At 70.9% G+C, this 22,482-nt stretch carries 19 protein-coding genes; 13 read left to right on the top strand and 6 right to left on the bottom strand.

The features are described from left to right. Positions 1 to 921, top strand: coding sequence for an ABC transporter ATP-binding protein (locus tag ACIBI5_RS19585; protein WP_397248580.1), 921 nt, complete (start codon positions 1 to 3; stop codon positions 919 to 921). Next, positions 914 to 1,612, top strand: a complete 699-nt coding sequence (locus tag ACIBI5_RS19580) for an ABC transporter ATP-binding protein (protein ID WP_397248578.1) — start codon at positions 914 to 916, stop codon at positions 1,610 to 1,612. Before ACIBI5_RS19585 ends, ACIBI5_RS19580 begins: the two co-directional genes overlap by 8 nt. On the opposite strand, the gene ACIBI5_RS19575 is transcribed toward ACIBI5_RS19580, so the two are convergent. After that, a complete protein-coding gene (locus ACIBI5_RS19575) occupies positions 1,566 to 2,747 on the bottom strand; it encodes an MFS transporter (RefSeq protein ID WP_397248576.1) in 1,182 nt (393 codons plus the stop codon). The genes ACIBI5_RS19580 and ACIBI5_RS19575 overlap by 47 nt on opposite strands. A 67-nt stretch (positions 2,748 to 2,814) precedes the next feature. Between ACIBI5_RS19575 and ACIBI5_RS19570 the strand changes: the two genes are divergently transcribed. From ACIBI5_RS19570 to holA, 4 genes are all read left to right on the top strand, one after another. After that, positions 2,815 to 3,300, top strand: a complete 486-nt coding sequence (locus ACIBI5_RS19570; RefSeq protein ID WP_397248574.1) for a MarR family winged helix-turn-helix transcriptional regulator — start codon at positions 2,815 to 2,817, stop codon at positions 3,298 to 3,300. A 900-nt stretch (positions 3,301 to 4,200) separates the two neighbouring features. Beyond that, on the top strand, positions 4,201 to 4,635 hold the full coding sequence (locus tag ACIBI5_RS19565; protein WP_397248572.1) for a helix-hairpin-helix domain-containing protein: 435 nt from the start codon (positions 4,201 to 4,203) through the stop codon (positions 4,633 to 4,635). Beyond that, positions 4,604 to 7,477, top strand: coding sequence for a ComEC/Rec2 family competence protein (locus ACIBI5_RS19560; RefSeq protein WP_397248570.1), 2,874 nt, complete (start codon positions 4,604 to 4,606; stop codon positions 7,475 to 7,477). The genes ACIBI5_RS19565 and ACIBI5_RS19560 overlap by 32 nt, the downstream gene beginning before the upstream one ends. Before the next feature lie 632 nt (positions 7,478 to 8,109). Then, complete coding sequence (gene holA, locus ACIBI5_RS19555) at positions 8,110 to 9,093, top strand: DNA polymerase III subunit delta (protein ID WP_397248568.1); 984 nt, start codon at positions 8,110 to 8,112, stop codon at positions 9,091 to 9,093. A 497-nt stretch (positions 9,094 to 9,590) separates the two neighbouring features. On the opposite strand, the gene ACIBI5_RS19550 is transcribed toward holA, so the two are convergent. From ACIBI5_RS19550 to ACIBI5_RS19535, 4 genes are all read right to left on the bottom strand, one after another. After that, on the bottom strand, positions 9,591 to 10,397 hold the full coding sequence (locus ACIBI5_RS19550) for a DegV family protein (protein WP_397248566.1): 807 nt from the start codon (positions 10,395 to 10,397) through the stop codon (positions 9,591 to 9,593). Between the two features lie 13 nt (positions 10,398 to 10,410). Further along, positions 10,411 to 11,619, bottom strand: a complete 1,209-nt coding sequence (gene hutI, locus ACIBI5_RS19545) for an imidazolonepropionase (RefSeq protein WP_379616555.1) — start codon at positions 11,617 to 11,619, stop codon at positions 10,411 to 10,413. Between the two features lie 427 nt (positions 11,620 to 12,046). Then, positions 12,047 to 13,465, bottom strand: coding sequence for a GTPase HflX (gene hflX, locus ACIBI5_RS19540; RefSeq protein ID WP_397248564.1), 1,419 nt, complete (start codon positions 13,463 to 13,465; stop codon positions 12,047 to 12,049). 75 nt (positions 13,466 to 13,540) lie between these two features. Next, complete coding sequence (locus ACIBI5_RS19535; RefSeq protein ID WP_397248562.1) at positions 13,541 to 14,230, bottom strand: DUF4097 family beta strand repeat-containing protein; 690 nt, start codon at positions 14,228 to 14,230, stop codon at positions 13,541 to 13,543. A 147-nt stretch (positions 14,231 to 14,377) separates the two neighbouring features. On the opposite strand from ACIBI5_RS19535, the gene aceB reads away from it, so the two are divergent. The 5 genes from aceB (at position 14,378) to ACIBI5_RS19510 (ending at position 20,661) form a co-directional block, all read left to right on the top strand. Further along, the gene (aceB, locus tag ACIBI5_RS19530) at positions 14,378 to 15,955 is read left to right on the top strand and encodes a malate synthase A (protein WP_397248560.1); all 1,578 of its coding nucleotides are present in this window, start codon (positions 14,378 to 14,380) and stop codon (positions 15,953 to 15,955) included. Beyond that, the gene (locus ACIBI5_RS19525; protein ID WP_397248558.1) at positions 15,952 to 17,400 is read left to right on the top strand and encodes an FAD-linked oxidase C-terminal domain-containing protein; all 1,449 of its coding nucleotides are present in this window, start codon (positions 15,952 to 15,954) and stop codon (positions 17,398 to 17,400) included. Before aceB ends, ACIBI5_RS19525 begins: the two co-directional genes overlap by 4 nt. Then, positions 17,400 to 18,554 carry an FAD-binding oxidoreductase gene (locus ACIBI5_RS19520; protein WP_397248556.1) on the top strand — a complete coding sequence of 385 codons (1,155 nt, stop codon included), beginning with the start codon at positions 17,400 to 17,402 and terminating at the stop codon, positions 18,552 to 18,554. Before ACIBI5_RS19525 ends, ACIBI5_RS19520 begins: the two co-directional genes overlap by 1 nt. A gap of 1 nt (position 18,555) precedes the next feature. Next, positions 18,556 to 19,779 (top strand): (Fe-S)-binding protein, encoded by a 1,224-nt coding sequence (locus tag ACIBI5_RS19515; protein WP_397248554.1) that lies wholly within the window; start codon positions 18,556 to 18,558, stop codon positions 19,777 to 19,779. A gap of 144 nt (positions 19,780 to 19,923) precedes the next feature. After that, positions 19,924 to 20,661, top strand: a complete 738-nt coding sequence (locus tag ACIBI5_RS19510; protein ID WP_397249139.1) for an IclR family transcriptional regulator — start codon at positions 19,924 to 19,926, stop codon at positions 20,659 to 20,661. Between the two features lie 116 nt (positions 20,662 to 20,777). Here ACIBI5_RS19510 and ACIBI5_RS19505 read toward each other — a convergent pair whose 3' ends face one another. Further along, entirely contained in the window at positions 20,778 to 21,476 is a 699-nt protein-coding gene (locus ACIBI5_RS19505; RefSeq protein ID WP_397248552.1) for a VOC family protein, read from the bottom strand. Between the two features lie 49 nt (positions 21,477 to 21,525). On the opposite strand from ACIBI5_RS19505, the gene ACIBI5_RS19500 reads away from it, so the two are divergent. Further along, positions 21,526 to 22,263 (top strand): IclR family transcriptional regulator, encoded by a 738-nt coding sequence (locus ACIBI5_RS19500; protein WP_397248550.1) that lies wholly within the window; start codon positions 21,526 to 21,528, stop codon positions 22,261 to 22,263. Positions 22,264 to 22,266: 3 nt separating this feature from the next. Further along, the gene (locus tag ACIBI5_RS19495) at positions 22,267 to 22,479 is read left to right on the top strand and encodes a DUF2277 domain-containing protein (RefSeq protein ID WP_184966672.1); all 213 of its coding nucleotides are present in this window, start codon (positions 22,267 to 22,269) and stop codon (positions 22,477 to 22,479) included. The last annotated feature ends 3 nt before the right edge of the window (positions 22,480 to 22,482 follow it).

Below are 22,482 nucleotides of genomic sequence, written 5' to 3'. Positions count from 1 at the left end.
GTGAACCCGACCCTGTCCGAGCTGGAAGCGCAGGCGAGCCAGGAGAAGGCCGCCTTCGGCGGTGACGCGCACATCGTCTGTGACAACCTCGTCCGCATCTACAAGACCGAAGGTGTCGAGGTCGTCGCCCTGCAGGGCCTTGACCTGCTGGTGCAGAAGGGCGAACTGGTCGCCATCGTCGGCGCCTCCGGTTCCGGCAAGTCGACGCTGCTGAACGTGCTGTCCGGCCTCGACGTCCCCACGGCGGGCCTGGCCAAGGTGGCCGGCACCGACCTGCTGTCCATGGCCGCCAAGGACCGGCTGCGCTACCGGCGCGAGGTCGTCGGTTTCATCTGGCAGCAGACGGCGCGCAACCTGCTGCCGTACCTGACCGCACAGGAGAACGTCGAGCTGCCCATGAAGCTGGCCGGCAAGGCGCGCAGGGGCCGGGCCGTGGAGCTGCTGACGCTGCTCGGGGTCGACTACTGCGCCGACCGCCGGCCGTCCGAGATGTCCGGCGGCGAGCAGCAGCGCGTCGCCATCGCCGTGGCGCTGGCCAACTCCCCGCAGCTCATCCTCGCCGACGAGCCCACCGGCGAGCTCGACAGCGACACCTCGGAGGAGGTCTTCCACGCGCTGCGCAAGGCCAACCGCGAACTCGGCGTCACCGTCGTCATCGTCACCCACGACCCGCTCGTGTCCGAGCAGGTGGACCGCACGATCGGCATCCGCGACGGCCGCACCTCCAGCGAGACGCTGCGCCGCGAGGGCGCCGAGGGTCAGATCGTCGCCGAGGAGTACGCCGTCCTCGACCGCGTCGGCCGCCTCCAGCTGCCCCGCGACTTCATGAACGCCCTGGAGCTGGAGCGGCGCGTACGGCTCGAACTCGAGTCCGACCACATCGGCGTATGGCCCGCGCGAGAGGAGAGCAACGGTGAGTGAGCCCCTGGTCGTCGTCGACGGGCTGCGCAAGGTCTACCGGACGGGCCCCAAGGAGGTCGTGGCCCTGCGCGAGGTGTCCTTCCAGGCCTTCCCCGGCGAGCTGATCGCCATCCGCGGCCGGTCGGGCTCCGGCAAGACCACGCTCCTGAACCAGATCGGCGGCCTGGACCGTCCCGACGCCGGCCGGGTCGTCGTGGCGGGCGAGGAGGTCACGGCCATGAGCGAGGACGCCCTGCTGGCGTTGCGCCGCGACACCGTCGGCTTCGTCTTCCAGTCCTTCGGCCTCATCCCGGTGCTCTCGGCCGCCGAGAACGTCGGCGTGCCCATGCGCCTCGCGCGCACGCCCGTCGAAGAGCGCGAGCGGCGGGTACGCATGCTGCTGGCCCTCGTCGGCCTCGAACAACACGTCAACCAGCGCCCCTACGAACTGTCCGGCGGCCAGCGCCAGCGCGTCGCGATCGCGCGCTCCCTGGCCAACCGGCCGAGACTGCTCATCGCCGACGAGCCGACCGGCCAGCTCGACTCCCAGACCGGCCGCCAGATCATGCAGCTCATCCGGGCGCTGGTGCGCAGCGAGGGCGTGACGGCGCTGGTCGCCACCCACGACCCGAGCCTGATCACGCTGGCCGACCGGGTGCTGGAGATCAGCGACGGCGTGGTTCGGGAAGCGGCGCTGCTGCAGGAGTCCTGACCACGGCGGCGAGGTTGGCCGCCGTCACCAGCACCCCCGCCACCAGCAGCAGCCCCGTGCCGCCGGTCACCCCGGCCAGCGGCACCGCCACGGCCAGCCCGAACGGCCGCGAGGCGAACGAGATCAGCTGGTCGAACGAGCGCACCCGCCCCAGCGCCGCCTGCGGAATCTCCCCGGCCACGACCGTCTCCCACAACGGGCTCAGCAGGCCCAGCCCGAACATCGCCACCAGATAGGCCCCCGCCAGCACCCACACCGGGGCGGCGAACGCCAGCGCGGCCATCGGCAGCACGTACAGGGCCGCGCTCACCTGGACCACCACCAGCGGGCGGCGGATGGGCAGCCTGGGGGCGGCGAACACGCCCGCGACCAGGCCGGCGGTGCCGCACTGCACGATCAGCACCCATCCGGCCTCACCGGCCGCGCCCGTGACGGCCAGCGGGCCCAGGGTCAGGAAGAGGCCCGCGGCGAAGTGCCAGACGCCGTGGCCGAGCACGCTGGTCAGGAACCAGGGGCGCCGCCTGACCTCCTGCCAGCCCTCGCGCAGGTCGGCGCCGAAGGTTCGGCGGTGGGCGGGGTGGGGCGGGCCTGCCGTACGGACTGAGCCGAGGGTGAGTGCCGAGCACGCGAACAGCAGCCCGGTCAGCAGCGCCGCCCAGCCGGGACCCGCCACGAGCACCACCCCGCCCGCGAGCGCGGGCGCCGCCACCGCCGACAGGCTCGTCGCCACTCCGATGCGCGCGTTGACCCGCAACCGGTCCCGCTCGGGCACGACCGCGGCCACCAGCCGGGGTACGGCCGGCATCCCGAACGCGATCGCCACCCCCGCCGCGGCCGAGAGAACGGCCAGATCGAGGATCCGGTTCACGCCGAGCAGCAACTCGGCGCCGATGCCGACCTGAGTGAGACAGCGGGCCAGATCCGCGCCCAGCGCCACCCGTTCCGGCCTCATGCGGTCGGCGAGCACTCCGCCGATGGGCAGGAACAGCAGCAGCGGGACGAGTTCGGCGGCCAGCACCAGTCCGAGGTCGGCGCCGGAGCCGGTGGTGCGCAGGACGGCGAGGGTGAGGGTGGTGGGGATCAGGGCGGTGGCGAGGGCGGACAGGGCGCGCCCGGCCAGCAGGCGGTTCGTCATGGCTTGGGATGGTATTTCGCTGGCGAATGTTTCGTCAACAAAATACTTAGTGGCGTATGATCCAATCGTGGAAGACTCCGTCGACCGTCACCTGGCCCGCTGGCGCGGCAAGGCCCCCTACGACGAGCTCGTCGAGGGGGTGGTGACCCGGATGCAGATGCTGGTCAAGCACCTCCACCAGACGAAGGCGGCGGCGCTGGCCGAGGTGGGGATGCAGGACTTCGAGTTCGAGACGCTGCACCGGCTGGCGGCGCACGCGGGGAGCGCCACGCCATCTGCGCTGGCGGCGGAGCTGCTGCTTTCACCGGCGGGGATGACCGGACGGCTCGACACGCTCGAACGGTCGGGACTGATCCGCAGAGTGCGGAGCAGTGATGACCGGCGGCGGGTGGATGTGGAGCTGACCGAGCGGGGACGTGAGTTGTGGACCGAGGCGATGGAGATTCGGGCGGTGGTGGAGTCGGGGATGATCTCGGCGCTTTCGCTTGAGGATCGGGTGACGCTGGACGCCCTGCTGAAGCAACTCCTCCACAACGTCGAATCCCCCCACTAACCTCCACCCCCCACCAGCGCTCACCCCCACCGACGTCCGCCCCCACCCGCGTTCGCCTCCACCCGCGTTCGGCCCCTGTGATCGCCCCCACCGGCCTTCACCTCCACCCGCGTTCGGCCCCCACCGGGGTTCGCCTCCATCCGCGTTCGGCCCCCACCGGGGTTCGCCTCCATCCGCGTTCGGCCCCCACCGGGGTTCGCCTCCATCCGCGTTCGGCCCCCACCGGGGTTCGCCCCCCACCAGCCCTTCACCGCCTCGGCCCGCGCTCGTCCGCCGTGCCACGCCGACGACCCTCCACCCGCCCGGCCCGCGCTTGCCCACCCGACCACAACCCGCTGTCCACCCGCCCGCGCTTGCCCGCCCTGCCACGCCGACGACCCTCCACCCGCCCGGCCCGCGCTTGCCCACCCGACCACAACCCGCTGTCCACCCGCCCGCGCTTGCCCGCCGTGCCACGCCGGCCCCATCGGCCCGGCTCGCGAGTCTCACGACCTCCTTGGCCCCCTCCTGGCCCGTGAGCCCTCGTGGCCCGCGTGTGACCCGTTGGCCGGGTGGCCGGCTGGGTCGCGTTGTCCACAGCCCCCGCCCCATCCCCAGAACCCCGTTCGCCCGATCCCCCTCACCCCGCCCCGCCGTACCGTCGCTGCCGTGCGCTCCCCCGATCCCACCAGCGAGCAGGCCATAGCCGAGGCGAGGCTGCGATCGATCACCCATCCAGGGACAGGCGAGCGCAACCTCCCACCCACCTTCCAGGCATTCCGCGCGGCAGTGGCCGCCCAAGCCCCCACCCGCACAGGCGTACGCGTCCTCATAGCCATAGGCGTCCTGGCAGCAGCGATAGCCGCGTTCACCTTCTGGCGTTCAGCCCCCACCCCCGCCCCACTCCCACCACCCCCAGCGGTGACCACCCCACGCCCGACCGCCTCGGTAACCATCCACGTCACCGGCAAAGTACGCACCCCAGGCGTCTACCGCCTCCCCACCGGCTCCCGCGTGACGGACGCCCTGACCGCCGCCGGAGGCCTGCGAAGGGGCACCGACCCAAGCCCCCTCAATCTGGCCCGCCGCCTGATAGACGGAGAGCAAATAGCCGTAGGCACTCCCGAGGCGGCAGCGGCGGCCCTGGCCTCAGACCCCACAACGTCGATCGTCGACCTCAACACCGCCACCCCCGTCCAACTGGAGCAGTTACCAGGCGTGGGCGAGGTCCTGGCCACCCGCATAGCCGAGTTCCGCGACACACACGGCGGCTTCACCAGCATCGACCAGCTCAAGGAGGTGACAGGCATAGGCCCGCGCAAGTATGAAGAGCTCAAAGACCGAGTCCGCGTATAGCCCCACCGTCTTCCCCGCCCTCGCCACCTGGGCCACCGCCCTGATCCTCCTGGGCGCTCCGCCACAGGTCGGCTTCATCTGCGCGGCAGTCGCCACACTGGCCACCGCAATGCTCTACGCCACACCCCCCTGGCGAGGCACCGCAGTGGCCATAGCCGCCTGCACCGCGGCGACAGCCGCCACAGTGGCCTTCCACACCCACGCGGTTTCCACGGGCCCCATCCCCGACCTAGCCAGAAAAGGCCTAACCGCAACAGCCGAGGTAGTCCTCACCAACGACCCCCGAACCCGAAAGAACCCCCGCTTTCCCGGCGAAAGCGTCGTAGCAGAAGCCCGCCTAGAACTCCTACAAACCCCCACAACCCGCCTAACCCTGAGCACCCCGGTAACCCTCTTCGCCACAGGCCCACACTGGCGAACCCTCCTCCCCAGCCAACGCCTGAAGATCACCGCCAAACTGGCCCCCGCCGATCCGGCCGACCTAACAGCCGCCCTCCTCCTGGTACAAGGCGCCCCTCAGCAACTGGGCGCCCCCTCAACAATCCAAACCGCCGCCGGAACCATGCGCTCCGCCCTGAGAGCAGCCGCCGACCCCTTCCCCGAAGACCAACGCGGCCTACTCCCCGCCCTGGTAGTAGGCGACACCTCCCGCATGGACCCCCAGGTATCCACCGACTTCAAAGAAGCCGGCCTCACCCACCTGACCGCCGTATCGGGCGCCAACCTCGCCATCATCGCCGGCGCGGCCCTGGCCCTGTCCCGCCTGACAGGCCTCCCCCTACCCGTAAGAGCACTCCTGGCCGCAACCGCCATGATCGCCTTCGCAGTGGTGGCCCGCCCCTCCCCCAGCGTCCTGAGAGCCCTGGCGATGGGCCTGGCAGCCGCACTGGCCCTGGCCACCGGCCGCCCCCGCCACGGCATGGCCGCCCTGTCGATCTCCGTCCTCTTCCTGATCCTCTTCTCCCCCGACCTGGCCCGCTCCTACGGCTTCGCCCTCTCCGTAACCGCCACCGCCGGCATCCTCCTCCTGGCCCCCAAATGGCGCGACCACCTGACCCAACCCCCACCCGCTCACCCATCCACCCCACCAACCCCCCACACCCAGACCCGTCCCACCCCCACCAAACTCCGCCCCACACCCACACCCACACCCACACCCACACCCACACCCACCAACCCTCGCCCCTCTCCCACCCCCGCCAGGCTCCGGCCCACCCGCACCCCCACCGAACCCCACACCCCACCTCCACCAACCCCCGCCTCGCCTGCCCTCCCCCGACACGCCACCCGAGGAAGCACGCCCACAGATCCCGGCGTTCAAAATCACGCACCAGCAGGCGACGCGACGCACCAAGCACGCGTGCACCCGATCACCGCAGGGCCCGGCGCCGCGCACCCCACCACCGCAGAGCCCATCACCCCACACCCCACCACCACAGGACCCGGCGCCGCGCGCCTCATCACCACGGAGCCGAGCACCACCGCACAACCCCTCACCGCGCGTCCGGCCGCGTCCCTCGCCCTCACCACGGAAGCCCCTCGAACCCGAAGCACACGCAGGCGACACCACCCACGCCCAAGGTCTTCCGTTGCCCAGGCGGCGGCAAGCCTTCTCCGGCCGCGGCGGGGCCTGCCCCGGTGGCTGGCGGAGGCGATCGCGGTGCCGGCCGCCGCCCAGTTCGCCGTGACACCGGTGCTGGTCCTGATGTCCGGCCAGGTCACCCCGGTCGCGGTGATCGCCAATCTCCTGGCCGGCCCCGCGGTGGCCCCGGCGACCCTCCTGGGATTCGCCGCATCCGTCGTGGCCCCGATCAGCGTCGAGGCGGCACGGATCCTGCTGATCCCGGCCGGGTACGCCGTGGGCTGGATCATCACCGTCGCACAGTGGGCGGCGGGCCTGCCGTTCGCCACCATCCCGTGGCCCGGCGGCCTGCTCGGCTTGGCCCTCCTGGCGATGGCGGTGGCCGTCGCCGTACCCCTGCTCCGCCACCCTCGATGCCGAGCCGTCACCCTGGCTGTGCTGGCGGGCATCTTGATCGCCGCCCTGGTCCTTCCACCCGCCCTGTCCCCGTGGCCGCCACGCAGGTGGCTCATGGTGATGTGCGACGTAGGTCAGGGCGACGGCATGGTCATCGCCGCAGGCCCAGGCAGGGCAGTGGTCGTGGACACCGGCCCCGACCCAACTCCCATGGACCGCTGCCTACGCGACCTGGGCATCCACGAGATCCCATTGATCATCCTGACCCATCCCCACGCCGACCACACCGGCGGCCTGACCGGAGCCCTGAAGAACCGCCGCATAGGCGCCGCCCTGCTGACCAACCACTCCGCCACCCCACCCCCCATCACCCGAACCCTCTCAACCCACCACATCCCCCAATGGACAGCCATCCCAGGCACCCAATGGACCTTCGGCCCCTCCGAGCTCACCGTCCTGGCCCCACCCGCGACACCCCCAACCGCACACGCCGCAACCGAGGGCAGCGAGATCAACAACACCAGCGTCGTCCTCCGCGTCCGCTGGCACGCGGGCTCCATCCTCCTGAGCGGCGACATAGAAACCGAAGCCCAATCCAACCTCCTGCGAACGGCCTCCCCAGCCGCCGACATCCTGAAGGTCCCCCACCACGGCTCCGCCCGCCAGGACCCCGCCTTCATCTCCGCCGTCGGCGCCCGAGCAGCCCTGATCAGCGTCGGCTCCGACAACACCTACGGCCATCCCGCACCGGCCACGCTGGCCCTCCTCCACCGCTCCGGCACCCGCATCTACCGCACCGACCAGTCCGGCGACCTAGCCGTAACCGACCACAACGCCACCCTGGCCATCACCCCCCGCAACTAGCCCCCACGGGGCCATCACCCCCGCAACCAGCTCTCACGGGCCATCACTCCCCGCAACTAGCCCTCACGGGCCATCACCCCTCGCACCTAGCCCCACCGCCCAACCCACCCCACCCCCCTCGCGCTCGCCTCCCCCTCACGCCCCTCTCGTCACCAAACCGCCGACCGCTACGACGACGTCGCCCTCCAGCATCCGCCAACCGCGGCGCTCGCCGTCTTGTCCCGAGCACCCGCTCCCTTCCGGCCCGCACCTCGTGCAGGTGTGGTCCGGGTGGCGCACAACGCAGCGACGCTCCGCCCTTCCCCTGTCCACCGAGCACGAGGTCTCGCTTGGTCATGTGGCCCACCCATGCTCTTCCCCGATCTGCAACCGCACCCGTGCGCCCATGCGGGCCTTCACCGCGCCCCCGAGCGCGTGCGAGTCGAAACCCCGCTTCGCGCAGAAAGACAGCACTAGCCTCGGCCGAAGCAGCACTCGCCGCAGCCGAGACATCGCTCGCCTCGGCCGAGACACCTCTCGCCGACCTAGGCGGTTCGGGTGCCGGAGCGGCGTCCTCGGGCTTCCCCGTGGCAGGGGTGGCGGTCGCTCTGGTGGGTGGTGGATTGAGTTCCGGGTTGTCGTTGGGACATGGCATGCTGCTCGACATGGCCGCAACCGATCCACCACTCGTGACCCTGGTCGTAGGCGACGAGGAGCTGCTGGCTGAGCGGGCCGTTGGCGAGGTTGTCGCCATCGCGCGTGCTGCCGACGCCGGGGCGGAGGTGCACGATCTGGTCGGGTCCAAGGTGACCCAGGGGGAGCTGACGCAGTTGGCCTCACCGTCCTTGTTCGGGGATCGGTCGGTGGTGGTGATCCGGTCGGCGCAGGATCTGGGCAAGGATGTGATCGCCGAGGTACTGGCCTATGCGGGGCAGCCTTCCGACGACACGGTGCTGGTGCTGATGCATCCGGGCGGGGTCAAGGGGAAAGCGTTGGTCGACGGGCTGAAGAAGGCTCGGGTGAACGTTGTCACCGTCAGCAAGCTCACCAAGCCCGCCGAGCGGCTCGACTTCATCAAGACCGAGGTGAAACGGGCCAAGCGCGCCATCGCCGGCGACGCGGCGCAGGCGCTCCTTGAGGCCGTAGGTAATGATCTTCGTGAACTGGCTGCCGCGTGTAGTCAGCTGGCGTTCGACACGCAGGAGAAAACCATCACCCTGGCGGCGGTCGCGCGGTATCACAAGGGGCGCGCCGAGGTCACCGGGTTCAATGTGGCGGACTCGGCTGTCGAGGGGCGGCTGGGGGACGCGCTCGAACAACTGCGCTGGGCGCTGGGCACGGGCGTGGCGCCGGTGCTGCTGGTCAGCGCGATGGCGGGCGGCCTGCGGTCGCTGGCCAAGGTGGGCGGGGCGCCCCGCAACCTTCGCGGCGGTCAGCTGGCCGGCCACCTGGGGATGCCGCCGTGGAAGGTCGATCGGGTACGACGCCAGCTCAACGGCTGGGGGCCGGAGGGGTTGTCACGGGCACTCCAGGCGGTGGCGGTGGCCGACGAGCAGGTCAAGGGCGGCGGCGCCGACCCGGGCTACGCGCTCGAACGCGTCGTCCAGACCATCGTGGCCAACCGCACGGGGCGCTGACACCCCAGGCCGCCTGTCGGGCAGGAGTGTGGACTCCCCCAGAACCCCGCCGCCTGACCAGCAGGGTGTCGATGCCACAGGGGCAGACGGGTCGCGGGCCAAGGCTGCCGGAAACATGCGAGCCTGGGCCAAGACGCAGGAACAGGCGGGCCGTGAGCCAAGACGCAGCGACAGGCGGGCCGTGGGCCAAAGCGTGGGGACAGGCGGGTCGCGGGCCAAGGCGCCGGAGCAGGCAGGCCCTGGGCCAAGGTTCGGGGACAGGCGGGTTACGAGCCAGGGCGCGGGACGACAGGCGGGTTACGAGCCAGGGCGCGGGACGACAGGCGGGTTACGAGCCAGGGCGCGGGACGACAGGCGGGTCGCGGGCCAAGGCGCCGAAGCAGGCAGGCCCTGGGCCAAGGTTCGGGGACAAACGGGTCGCGGGGCGAGGCGTAGGGACAGGCGGGTTGTGGGGCAGGGCAGTGGGACGGCTGATGGGTGGTGGGGTCTGGGGGTGGTTAGGCGGGGGTTAGGGTGATGCCGAGCATGCCGGGCCCTACGTGGGCCCCCACTACGGCGCCTACCTCTACCAAGGTGAGTTCGCGCAGTCCCGGCAGGCGTTTGCGGAGGCGCTCGGCCAGCGCGTGGGCTCGGTCCGGGGCGGACAGGTGTTGGACTGCCAGGTCTACCGGTGACGAGGACGCGGCCTCCACCGCCAGATCTTCCATGCGGGCCACCGCCCGGGTAGCCGTGCGGACCTTCTCCAGGGGCTGGATGGTGCCGTCCTCGATGTGGAGCAGGGGTTTGATCATGAGGGCGGAGCCGAACAGGGTGGCGGCCGCGCTGACCCGGCCGCTGCGGTGGAGTTGGTCGAGGGTGTCGACGTAGAAGAACGTGCGGGTGGCGGCGGCGCTGGTGCGGGCCGCTTCGGCCACCGTGGCCAGCGGGGCGCCCTGGGCGGCGGCGCGGGCGGCGGCCAGGACCGGGTATCCGAGGCCCATGGCGAGCGACCGGCTGTCCACGACCTCGACCGGTAACCCGGCGGTCGAGGCGGCCAGTTCGGCGGCGCCCACGGTTCCGGACAGTTCGGCGGACAGGTGGATGGAGACGATCGCGGTATGGCCGGCCGCCGCGAGCGCGCGGTAGCAGGTGGCGAAACGTGAAGGTGACGGCTGCGACGTCGTGACCGTGGCGAGGTCGCCGGTGAAGTCGGGTTCGTCGTGGGCCGTTCCGCCGACGAGGACCGAAAGGGGGACGACCGTGACGCCTTCGACGGCGGGCAGGTAGGCGGTGGAGTCCGTGACGACGGCGACCGAAGGCGGCATACCCCGAGATTAACTACTGAACGGGGGTGCCACCCCGCCAGACGCGGCGCGGCTTGAGACCGAAGGACCAGGCGAAGGCGCCCTCGTGGTCGGCGTCCCACTGGACGATGTCGGCCAGGCGGCCGGGAGCGAGGACGCCGCGGTCGGGCGCGCCCAGGACGGTGGCGCCACCGAGCGTCGCCGCGCGAAGGGCGTCGTTGACGCTCATGCCGAAGGCGGCGACGGCCATCGCGATGACTTGGGACATCGAGGTGATGCCGCAGTAGCCGGGGTTGTGGTCGCTGCCGAGGGCGACGATCACGCCGTGCTTGATCATCTTGCGGACCGGCGGGAGGTTGCCCCGCTGGAGCGCGGTGGCCGGGCAGACGACGGCGGGCACGCCGTACCGGGAGAGGATGGCGAGGTCCTCGTCGGAGGTGTGGTGGAGTCCGTCGGCGGAGGCGCAGCCGAGTTCGGCGGCCAGTTGGACGGCGCCGCGGCGGCTGAACAGGCCGGCGTGGATGCGCGGCAGCAGGCCGACGTTGCGGCCGGAGGCGAGGACCCAGCGGGATTCCTCGGTGGTGAAGTGGCCTTCGTCGCAGTAGACGTCGACGCTGTCGGCTCCGGCGGCGGCCGCGTCGGCACACCAGGCGCCCACGGCTTCGACGTACTCGCGCTGGCGGCCGAAGTATTCGGGCGGAACCACGTGGGCCGCGAGGAAGGTGACGTGCACCCGCGGCATCATCGGCTCCTTCTCCAGCTCGCGCAGGAGCCGCACGTCGGCGAGTTCGCCGTCGCGCGTGAGGTGGTAGCCGGTCTTGGCCTCGACGGTGGTCGTGCCGCTGAGCAGCCAGGCGCGAAGACGCTCGCGCACGCCGTTGCAGAGGGTCCACGGGTCGGTGCCGCGCGTCACGGTGACGGTGGAGCCCACGCCGCCGCCCGCGGCGGTGATCGCCGAGGAGGTGGAGCCGCCGGTGCGGATGGCCAGTTCGGCGTAGCGGTTGCCGGCGTAGACGGGGTGGGTGTGCGCGTCGATGAGGCCGGGAGTGACGAGGGCGCCGCCGAGGTTCTCCACATGGTCGACGTCGACGATGTCGTCGACGACGCCGGGCACGCTCTGCGGCAGGTCCGGCGCGCGGCCGACCCAGGCGATGCGGTCGTTGTGCACGAGGATGGCCGCGTTGCTCAGGACCTCGTTGCCGGTCCAGAGGCGGCCGATGTTGGTCAGCAGGCGAACGGTCACCGCATCACCGCCACGCACGGACGCGAAACAGAGCGCACGGCTCCCGCCGCGCCCACTGAGTCCAGTCCGGGTCCGGACGACATGGGGTCTCCTGCTCTCATCCGCCAATGATGTGCGGTGACCGTATCGCCGGACGCATGATCCGGCGATTTCAGTTCAGTTACGTTATTTCACAGGTCGGCCGACTGTACAGGGTTATTCGGAAGAAATCACAATCGTCACAGCGCCCCCTGCATGCGTCTCGTCCCGCAGCAGCCATCATCCGCAACCCGTGCCCTTTGCTCTCCTGAGGCTTGGCCAATGGTAGCAATCTCAGGCACATCAAGGCCACTGTCGCATTTGTCAGGATTTAAGATGTACGGCTACCGCCATACGCTGGGCATTCACCCAATCGAGATAGCGATAGCCGTACAGGTGAAAATGGAGATCAGACCCGTTCGACCGGCTTGGCGACCTTCTCCAGCTCGTGGAACAGGCTCGACAGCACCCAGGCGTGCAGGATCGTGCCGTCCTCGACGTGCTCGACGGAGACGACCTCGCCCTCCTCGTGGGCCCGCGAGACCAGGTCACCCCTGTCGTAGGGGACCAGCAGGCGCACCTCGTGGTCCAGGCGGGGCAGCTGCTGTTCGATGAGCTCCATGAGCTCGGGCAGGCCGGCGCCGGTCCGCGCGGAGACGACGATGCTGTTGCGCTCGCGCCGCATGATGCGGTCGATCACTTCCTGGTCGGCGGCGTCGGCCTTGTTGATCACCACGACCTCGGCCACGTCGAGCGCGCCCTCGATGGTGGAGAAGACCTCGCGCACCGCCGCGATCTGCCCTTCGGGGTCGGGATGCGAGCCGTCCACCACATGGAGGATCAGGTCCGCGTCGGCGACCTCCTCCAGCGTGGACCGGAACGCCTCCACCAGCTGGTGCGGCAGGTGGCGCACGAACCCGACGGTGTCGGCAATCGTGAACAGCCGCCCGTCCGGCGTGCGCGACTTGCGCACGGTCGGGTCCAGGGTGGCGAACAGCGCGTCCTCGACCAGCACGCCCGCACCGGTGATGCGGTTGAGCAGCGAGGACTTGCCCGCGTTGGTGTAGCCGGCGATGGCCACGGCCGGCACCTCGCGGCGCTGGCGCTGGTGGCGCATGACCTCGCGCGAGGTGGACATGCCGGAGATCTGCTTGCGCAGCTTCGACATCCGCTCGCGGATGCGCCGACGGTCGAGCTCGATCTTCGTCTCACCGGGTCCGCGACCGCCGACGCCGACGCCGTTGGAGGAACGGCCGCCGACCTGACGGGACAGGCTGCCACCCCAGCCACGCAGGCGCGGCATGAGGTACTGCAGCTGGGCGAGCTCGACCTGGGCCTTGCCCTCCCGGCTCTGCGCGTGCTGGGCGAAGATGTCCAGGATCAGCATCGTCCGGTCGACGACCTTCACCTTGACGACCTCTTCGAGCTCGCGCAGCTGGGCCGGGGTCAGCTCGCCGTCGCAGATCACCGTGTCCGCGCCGGTGGCGTCGACGATGTCGCGCAGCTCCAGCGCCTTGCCGGAGCCGATGTAGGTTGCCGAGTCCGGCTTCTGCCGCCGCTGGATGAGGCCCTCGAGCACCTCAGATCCCGCGGTTTCGGCCAGAAGCTTGAGCTCCAGCAGGGAGTTTTCGGCATCGCTCGATGTACCAGAGGTCCAGACGCCCACGAGGACCACCCGCTCGAGACGGAGCTGGCGGTATTCGACCTCGGTGACGTCCTGGAGTTCGGTGGAAAGGCCCGCTACGCGGCGGAGCGCGTGGCGCTCTTCGAGGTCCATCTCGCCGGTCTCGATCTGGTCGAGCGTGGAGTATTTCTGCATTCGTGTCATCTCTAATAGGGAACGTCCGGACACCGTGGTGTCTTCCCCAGATGGTGGCACGACATCCCCACGGCCATCACCTGGTTATCCGGGTAGGACGTTGATGTTCCCCGATCCGGCCTCGATGGTCACGCGGTTGGCGGCGTTCGGGTCGTTGGTGACCTCGACCTTGGAGTTTCCGGAGTCGGCGTTGGCTTTGACGTTGTAGGAGCCGCCGGGCAGGGTGAGCGTGACGTCGCCGGAACCGGCTTCGAGGCTGACGTCGGCGGGCACGCTGGCGTACTTGAGGTCGATGCTGCCGGAACCCGCGTCGGCGAGGACCTTCTTGCCGCCGAGGGAGGAGGCTTCGATGTCGCCGGAACCGGCGGAGGCTTCGAGTTCTCCGGTGAGGTTGCGCAGCGTGATGGTGCCGGACCCGGCGTCGGCCTTGACCTTCAGGCCCTTGGGCACCTCGATCTTGTAGCTGACGCTGCAGGAGCCGAAGCCGCCCTTGCAGTCGTACGTGACGCGCAGCGTGTCGCCCTCGACCTTGTGCTCGGCCTGCGGCTTGTTGTTGCGCCACTGGAGGGTCTCCGTGACGCGGATGCCCGATCGCTCACTCTCGGTGATGACGATGTCACCAGATCCCGAGTTGACATCCAGGAGCGCGACCTTGTCGTTGACGTCGTAGTTGACGACGCTCTCCTCGGTGGGCCCCCCGATGCTCGCCAGCCCGCAGCCGGTGAGGACGGCCGTGGAGGCCAGCAGGGCCCCCGCGAACACGATTGTTTTCATAGCTCAAATCTTCCCGGCCCGTGCCCGGACCCGCATCCGGGATGCCCCCTAGCCGACCCCCGTCTTTGACCCTCGACCCCTCATGAAGTAGCTTCACTTCCATAATCCAGAACACGTTTTCCACGGCATGGAAAGGGGTTTCGGCCCATGGAGATCACCGGCCCGATGCTCGACCGGTTCGACGAGGTTCTTACCCCGGAGGCGCTCGACTTCGTGGCAGCGCTCCATCGGCGTTTCGACGCCCGCCGCCTGGAACTCCTGGAGGCCAGGCAGACGCGGCAGGCCGAGCTGTCGGCCGGCGGCACGCTCGACTTCCTGCCCGAGACGAAGGCGGTCAGGGAGGGCGAGTGGCAGGTCTCCGCACCGGCCCCCGGCCTTGAGGACCGCCGCGTCGAGATCACCGGCCCGGTCGACCAGAAGATGACCATCAACGCGCTCAACTCCGGCGCCAAGGTCTGGCTGGCCGACTTCGAGGACGCCAACGCGCCGCTGTGGGACAACTGCGTGGCCGGCCAGCTCAACCTGCGCAACGCCCTCGACCGCGCCATCGACTTCGAGACCGGCGGCAAGAGCTACTCGCTCAAGCCCGACGGCGAGCTCGCCACGATTGTGGTCCGCCCGCGCGGCTGGCACCTCAACGAGAAGCACGCCCTGGTCGACGGCCAGGAGGTCGCCGCCTCGCTCTTCGACTTCGGCCTCTACTTCTTCCACTGCGCGCGGCGCCAACTCGCCAAGGGCAAGGGCCCGTACTTCTACCTGCCGAAGATGGAGTCCCACCTTGAGGCGCGCCTGTGGAACGACGTCTTCGTCCTCGCCCAGGACACGCTCGGCATCCCCCAGGGCACGATCCGGGCGACCGTTCTGATCGAGACGTACCCGGCCGCGTTCGAGATGGAGGAGATCCTGTACGAGCTGCGCGAGCACTCGGCCGGTCTCAACGCGGGCCGCTGGGACTACCTCTTCAGCGTGATCAAGAAGTTCCGCACGCGCGGCCGCGAGTTCCTGCTGCCCGAGCGCAACGCGGTGACGATGACCGCCCCGTTCATGCGCGCGTACACCGAACTGCTGGTGCGCACCTGCCACAAGCGCGGCGCGCACGCGATCGGCGGCATGGCCGCGTTCATCCCGAGCCGCCGCGACCCCGAGGTCAACGCGGTCGCGCTGGAGAAGGTGCGCGCGGACAAGACCCGCGAGTCCGGCGACGGCTTCGACGGGTCGTGGGTGGCTCACCCCGACCTGGTGCCGATCTGCCGTGAGGTCTTCGACGGCGTGCTCGGCGAGCGTCCCAACCAGCTCGACCGCACCCGCGAGGACGTGCGGGTCAGCGCCGAGGACCTGCTCAGCGTCTCGGCCACCCCCGGCGGTATCACCGAGACCGGGCTGCGCAACAACGTGGACGTCGCCCTGCGCTACCTGGCCGCCTGGATGGGCGGGCTCGGCGCGGTCGCGATCCACAACCTCATGGAGGACGCCGCCACCGCCGAGATCTCCCGTTCGCAGATCTGGCAGTGGATCCACAACGGCATCGCGCTGGCCGACACCGGCGAGACGGTCACGAAGGAGCTGGTCGAGCGGATCATCGCCGACGAGCTCGCCAAGATCGCGAAGGAGCCCGGCTACGACGCCGAGCGCTACGCGCAGGCCGAGGCGCTCTTCAAGGAGGTCGCGCTCGACGATGATTTCGCGGAGTTCCTCACACTTCCGGCTTATGCTCGCATGCCATGACCCCTTTGGCGGAGTTCATCACGGCGCTGCACGGGGTGGCCTCGGGTGAGGGCGAGGTCATCACCGACCCGGTACGCCTGCGCACCTACGAGTGCGACGGCCTGACCTACCACCGGGCCACCCCCGGCGTCGTGGTGCTCGCCGAGTCCGCGGCGCAGATCGCCGCGATCGTCAAACTCTGCAACAGGTACGGCGTGCCGTTCGTCGCCCGGGGATCGGGCACGGGCCTGTCCGGCGGCGCGCTGCCCAGGACCGACGGCGTGCTCATCGTCACCTCGAAGATGCGGCGCGTCCTGGAGATCGACCTGCCCAACCGGCGCGCGGTCGTCGAGCCGGGCGTCACCAACCTGGCGATCACCGAGGCGGTCCGCGAGCAGGGCTACTACTACGCCCCCGACCCCTCCAGCCAGCAGATCTGCTCCATCGGCGGCAACGTGGCCGAGAACTCCGGCGGCGCCCACTGCCTGAAGTACGGCTTCACCGTCAACCACGTCGAGGCCTGCGAGATCGTCACCCCCGACGGGGACATCGTGATCCTCGACCGGATGGATCCGGGTTACGACCTGCTCGGGGCGTTCGTGGGCTCGGAGGGCACGCTGGGCATCGCCACCAAGGTCACGGTGCAGCTCAGCCGTACCCCTGAGGCGGTGACGACGGTGCTGGCCGCCTTCGAGAGCATCGAGCAGGGCGGCCGGGCCGTGTCGGCGATCATCGGGGCGGGCATCGTTCCCGCGGCCATCGAGATGATGGACGCGCTGTCGATCGAGGCGGCCGAGGCGGCGGTGGCCTGCGCCTATCCCGAGGGGGCAGGCGCGGTGCTGATCGTGGAGCTTGACGGTCCCGCCGAGGCGGTCGAGCGGCAGTTCGCTCAGCTCACGGAGACCTGTGCGCAGGCGTTCGAGCTGCGGGTGGCGGCCGATCCGGCCGAACGGGCGGCGATCTGGAAGGGGCGCAAGTCGGCATTCGCGGCGGTGGGGCGGATCAGCCCGGCCTACATCGTGCAGGACGGCGTGGTGCCGCGTACGAGCCTGCCCGCGGTGCTGGCGAGCATCGACCGGCTCTCCGCCGAGTACGGGATCAAGGTGGCGAACGTCTTCCACGCCGGGGACGGGAACCTGCATCCGCTGGTGCTGTTCGATGACGCGGAGCCGGGAGCGGGCGAGCGCGCGGAGACGGTGTCGGGCAAGATCCTCGATCTGTGCGTCGAGAACGGCGGATCGATCACGGGTGAGCACGGGGTCGGGGTGGACAAGTCCCGATATATGCCGAGGATGTTCTCCGACGACGATCTCGACACCATGCAACTCGTCCGCTGCGCCTTCGACCCGGGAAACCTGTCGAACCCCGGCAAGGTCTTTCCCACGCCGCGGCTCTGCGGCGAGGTGCCAGGCGTGCGGAAGGGCGTGCATCCCCTGGTCGAGTCGGGGAAGGCGGAGCAGTTCTGATGCTGGAAGAGGCACTCGAGAAGAGCGGCGTCACCGTGCGCGAGGCCGGTCCGCTCGACGCCGTCGGCGGCGTGCGGCCCGCCTTCGTCGCGCTGCCGGAGTCCGTGGAGGAGATCTCCGCGCTGCTGCGCGCCTGCGCCGAGGCCGACCTCGCCGCCGTGCCCGTCGGCGGCGGCACCAAGCTCGACTGGGGCGCGCCGCCCGAGCGCTGCGACGTGCTGATCGACACCTGCTGCATGAACCAGATCATCGAACACGCCGCCGGCGACCTCGTCGTCCGCGCGCAGGCCGGGGTGACGCTGGAGGCGCTCGCCGACCGGCTCGCGACGCAGGGCCAGGAGCTCGTCTACGACGGCCCCTTCCGCGACGAGGCCACCGTCGGCGGACTGCTCGCCGCCGGGACCGCCGGCCCCCGCTCCTTCCGGTACGGCACGCCGCGCGACCTCCTCATCGGCATCACCGTCGTCCTGGCCGACGGCACGATCGCCAAGTCCGGCGGCAAGGTCGTCAAGAACGTCGCCGGCTACGACCTCGGCAAGCTCTTCACCGGCTCGTACGGGACACTCGGCGTGATCGCCGAGGCCACGTTCCGCCTGCACCCGCTGCCCACCGAGCGGGCGTGGGTCCACACGCGCCTGGCGCCTCCGCGGGTCCAGGAGGCCGCGGTACGGCTGGCGGCCTCGCAGGCCGAGCCCGCGGCGGTCGAACTCGACTGGCCGGACCCCTCCGGACCGGTCACGCTGGCCGCCCTCGTGGAAGGTGCCTGCGCCGCCGGGCGCGCACGGACGCTCCTGGAGGAGGCCACCTCCGCGATGCCCGGCTGGTGGGGTGAGGCCGGCGAGGGTGAGTCGCTGGCCGAGGTGCGCTGCCTGCCCGATCGGGTCGGCGGCGTTCTGGCCGCTTTGGCGGGAACGGGGCTGGCTCTGCGCGGATCGCCCGTCTCCGGCCGGTTCTTCCTGTGGGGGGACGGGGCCGGGTTCGGGCCCGTGGTCGCCGGGCTGCGGGAGGCGGGGGCGCGGGTCGGCGTGCTGGCTTCGCCGTACCGGATGGACAGGTGGGGTGAGGTGTCCGCGCTGCCGCTGATGCGGCGGGTGAAGGAGCGGTTCGATCCCGGGCGCAGGATGTCCCCCGGCCGGTTCGTGGGAGGGATCTGACATGGACCCGAAGCTGATCAAGGACTGCGTGCACTGCGGGTTCTGCCTGCCGACCTGCCCGACCTACGTGTTGTGGGGCGAGGAGATGGATTCCCCGCGCGGGCGGATCCACCTCATGAAGCAGCACACCGACGGCACACCGGTCACCCCCGAGATGGCCGGGCATTTCGACGCGTGCCTCGGGTGCATGGCGTGCGTGACCGCGTGCCCGTCCGGGGTGAAGTACGACCGGCTGATCGAGCAGACGCGCGCCGAGGTCGAACGCGTGCACGTGCGCGACCCGCGCGAGCGTGCGGTGCGGGGGATCGTGTTCAGCCTGTTCCCCTATCCGCGGCGGCTGCGGCTGTTGCGTCCTGGTATCGGGCTGGCCGAGCGGATGGCGCCCTTCCTGGAGCGCGTGCACCCGAGCCTCGGCGCCATGGCCGCCCTCGCGCCCCGGGTCACCCGCCGGCAGCGCCTGCCGCGCCGCGTCCGTGCCCGCGGGCCGCGCCGGGCCGTCGTCGGCATGCTCACCGGGTGCGTACAGGGCGAGTTCTTCCCCCAGGTGAACGCGGCGACCGCCCGCGTGCTCGCGCTGGAGGGCTGCGAGGTCGTGATCCCGCCCGGCCAGGGCTGCTGCGGGGCGCTCAGCGTGCACTCCGGCCGCGAAGACCAGGCCCGCCGCTTCGCCAGACGCACCATCCGCACCTTTGAACGCGCCGGCGTCACCACCGTCGTCGTCAACGCCGCCGGCTGCGGCTCCTCCATGAAGGAGTACGGCGAGCTGCTCGCCGGCCGGCCGGACTGGGCGGCCAGGGCCCGCGCCATCAGGACCGTCGACCTGGCCGAATGGCTCGCCGAACTGGGCCCCGCCGCCATCCGCCACCCCCTCCCCCTGACCATCGCCTACCACGACGCCTGCCACCTCGCCCACGCCCAGGGCATCCGGGCCGAGCCGCGCGCGCTGCTGTCGGCCATCCCCGGCCTGTCGGTGCGCGAGGTGCCGGACGCGGCGATCTGCTGCGGCTCGGCGGGCACGTACAACATCTTCCAGCCCGAGGCCGCCCGCGACCTGGGCGACCGCAAGGCCAAGTCGGTGGCGTCGACCGGGGCCGAGGTGCTGGTGTCGGCCAACCCGGGGTGCACGATGCAGATCGCGTCGGCCATGGCGCGGGCGGGCGGCTCGATCCGCGTCGCCCACACGGCCGAGGTCCTCGACGCGTCCCTGCGCGGCGTCTGCCTGTGAGCCCGCCGTGGCCGGCCACCCACTGTCTCCTCTCCGCACCTTTCCTCGTCGGCGGCCGGGGGCGGGCTGGTCTGGAGGCGGGTGGAACGGGAGTAAGTTGCCCGGGGAGCCGGGTGGGGAGCGAGCGGGGGTGAGCGGGTGAGCGTGCAGTCGGTCGATCGGGCGCTCGACGTGCTGGAGGCGCTGGCCGAGCACGGCGGCGAAGCCGGTCTGTCGGAGATCGCGGCCAGGACGGGCCTGCCGTACGGGACGATCCACCGCCTGTTGCAGACCCTGTTGTCCCGCGGCTACGTGCGGCAGGAGTCCGACCGGCGTTACGCCCTCGGCGGCGGGCTGGTCCGGCTGGGCGGCGTCGCCGAGCGGATGGTCGGGGTGTGGGCGCAGCCGTACCTGACGAGGATGGTCGAGTTGTCCGGGGAGACGGCGAACCTGGCCGTGCTGGAGGGCGACTTCATCGTCTACGTGGCGCAGGTGCCGTCGCCGCGCAGGCTGCGGATGTTCGCCGAGGTCGGGCGGCGGGTGCTGCCGCACAGCACGGCCGTCGGCAAGGTACTGCTCGCCGACCGGGCCACCGACGAGGCCCTCAGCCTGTTCGAACGCACCGGCATGCCCCGCAAGACCGCCAACACCATCACCGACCCGCAGGCGATGCTCGCCGAACTGGACCGGGTCCGCGTCCGCGGCTACGCGATGGACCTGGGCGAGGAGGAGCTGGGCGTGCACTGCCTGGCGGTACCGGTGCAGGACGGCAACCGCGTGGTGGCCGCCATGTCGGTATCCGGCCCGGCCGAACGCATCGACGCCCTGGACCGGGACGAACTCGCCACCGGCATGCGCAAGATCGCCGCCGCCTTCGGCTCAGAACTCAGCCCCACCCCCTGACCACCGGTGAGGGCACGATCTGACCCTAGGACTCGAGGCCCTGGTGAGGAGAGTGCTCACTCACCGGCGGCTACCAGACACCGAGTCTGCCAGCGCGGCCGACCCGGTAGCTCCCATTAGGTGGGGGTGATGGCGGTGAAGGGGATGCCGGCGGGGTCGCCGATGATGGCCAGGCGGCCGCGGGGGGAGGCCACGGGGCCATGGCCCACGGTGCCGCCCAGGTCTTCGGCCAAGGCCGCCACGGAGTCCACGTCCGCCACCGCGAAGTACGTCATCCAGTGCTCGGGGACGCCGGCCCACTCGGAGTCGTTCATCTCCAGGCGGCCCGCCACCGGCCGCCCGCCGGAGTGCCACGACGTGTAGTCGCCGGCCGCCGGCTGAAGGTCGTAGGACAGGACGGCGGCGTAGAAGGCGTCGATCCGCTCGCCGTCTCGCGTGTTGAGGTCGAGCCAGTGCACGCCGCCGCCCGTGAACTCCCCCGGCTGCCACAGCGCGAACGGGGTCCCGGCCGGGTCGGCGGCGCGGGCGTAGCGGCCGTGGCCGGGGACGTCGAAGGGTTCTTCCAGGAGGGTGCCGCCAGAGGCCGGAACCCTGGCCGCGGCCGCGGCGACGTCGGAGGTGGTCAGGTAGACCTCCCACGCCTCGCCCGGGGCCTGCGTGATCTGGGCGACGGGACGGGTGCCGTCGAGGCACATGGTCCATGCGCCGCGCTCGTCGAAGGTCCAGCCGAACAGGCCGCCGTAGAAGCGCTTGGCCGCGGCGGCGTCGGGCGTCAGCAACTGCACCCAGCAGGGTGTGCCTTCCGAGAATTCCATGAGCGAGAGCTTCCCACCCGCCACCGACAGAACCCAGTAGTGTTGCGTCATGAGCAACAGCTCGGTGCAGTCGGTGGATCGGGCGATCGCGATCCTGGAGATCCTCGCCAGCAAGGGCGCCACCCGGGTGACGGACCTGGCCGTGGAGCTGGACGTGCACAAGTCCACCGCCTTCCGCCTGCTCAACGCCCTCGAACAGGGCGGCCTGGTCGAGCAGAGCGGCGATCGCGGCCGCTACCGGCTCGGGTTCGGGGTGGTCAGGCTGGCCGGGGCGGCCACCGCGCAGCTCGACCTGTCCAAGGAGAGCCGGGAGGTCTGCCGCCGCCTGGCCGAGGACGTCGGCGAGACGGTCAACCTCGCGGTCCCCCAGGACGGCCACGCCGTCAACATCAGCCAGGTACGCGGCCCGTCGGCCATCAGCGGACACAACTGGGTGGGCCAGCGCACCCCCTCCCACGCCACCTCCAGCGGCAAGGTCCTGCTGGCCTTCGGCGCGCTGCCGCTCCCCCGCGAGCTGGAGCGCTACACCCCTGCCACGATCGTCACCGTCGAGGGTCTCGCCCTGGCCGAGATCAGGGAGCGCGGCTGGGCGGGCACGGTCGAGGAGCTGGAGCTGGGCCTGAACGCGGTGGCGGCGCCGGTGCGCGGCTCGGACGGTTCGGTGGTGGCCGCGGTCAGCGCGTCGGGACCGTCGTACCGGCTGACGGCCGAGCGCCTGCCGGAGGTCGGCGCGATCCTGGCGGCCGGTGCCCGGGAGATCAGTCAGCGCATCGGCTATTACCGTTGAGGCATGTGTAGAAGCATCAAGACGCTGCGCCCGCCGTACACCGAAGACGTGACCGAGGAGGACGTGCGGGCCGCGGCGCTGCAGTTCGTGCGCAAGATCTCGGGATTTCGCGCGCCCGCCGCGCACAACGCGGAGGCCTTCGACCGCGCGGTGGAGTCGATCACCCAGGCCTCCGAGGAACTCCTCAGCTCCCTCCAGGTCCGCGGAGCTCGCTGAAAC

Origin of the sequence: Nonomuraea sp. NPDC050540 (assembly GCF_044457485.1) — a bacterium.
Taxonomy (GTDB): Bacteria; Actinomycetota; Actinomycetes; order Streptosporangiales; family Streptosporangiaceae; genus Nonomuraea.
This window is presented reverse-complemented; position numbering and strand designations above follow the sequence as displayed.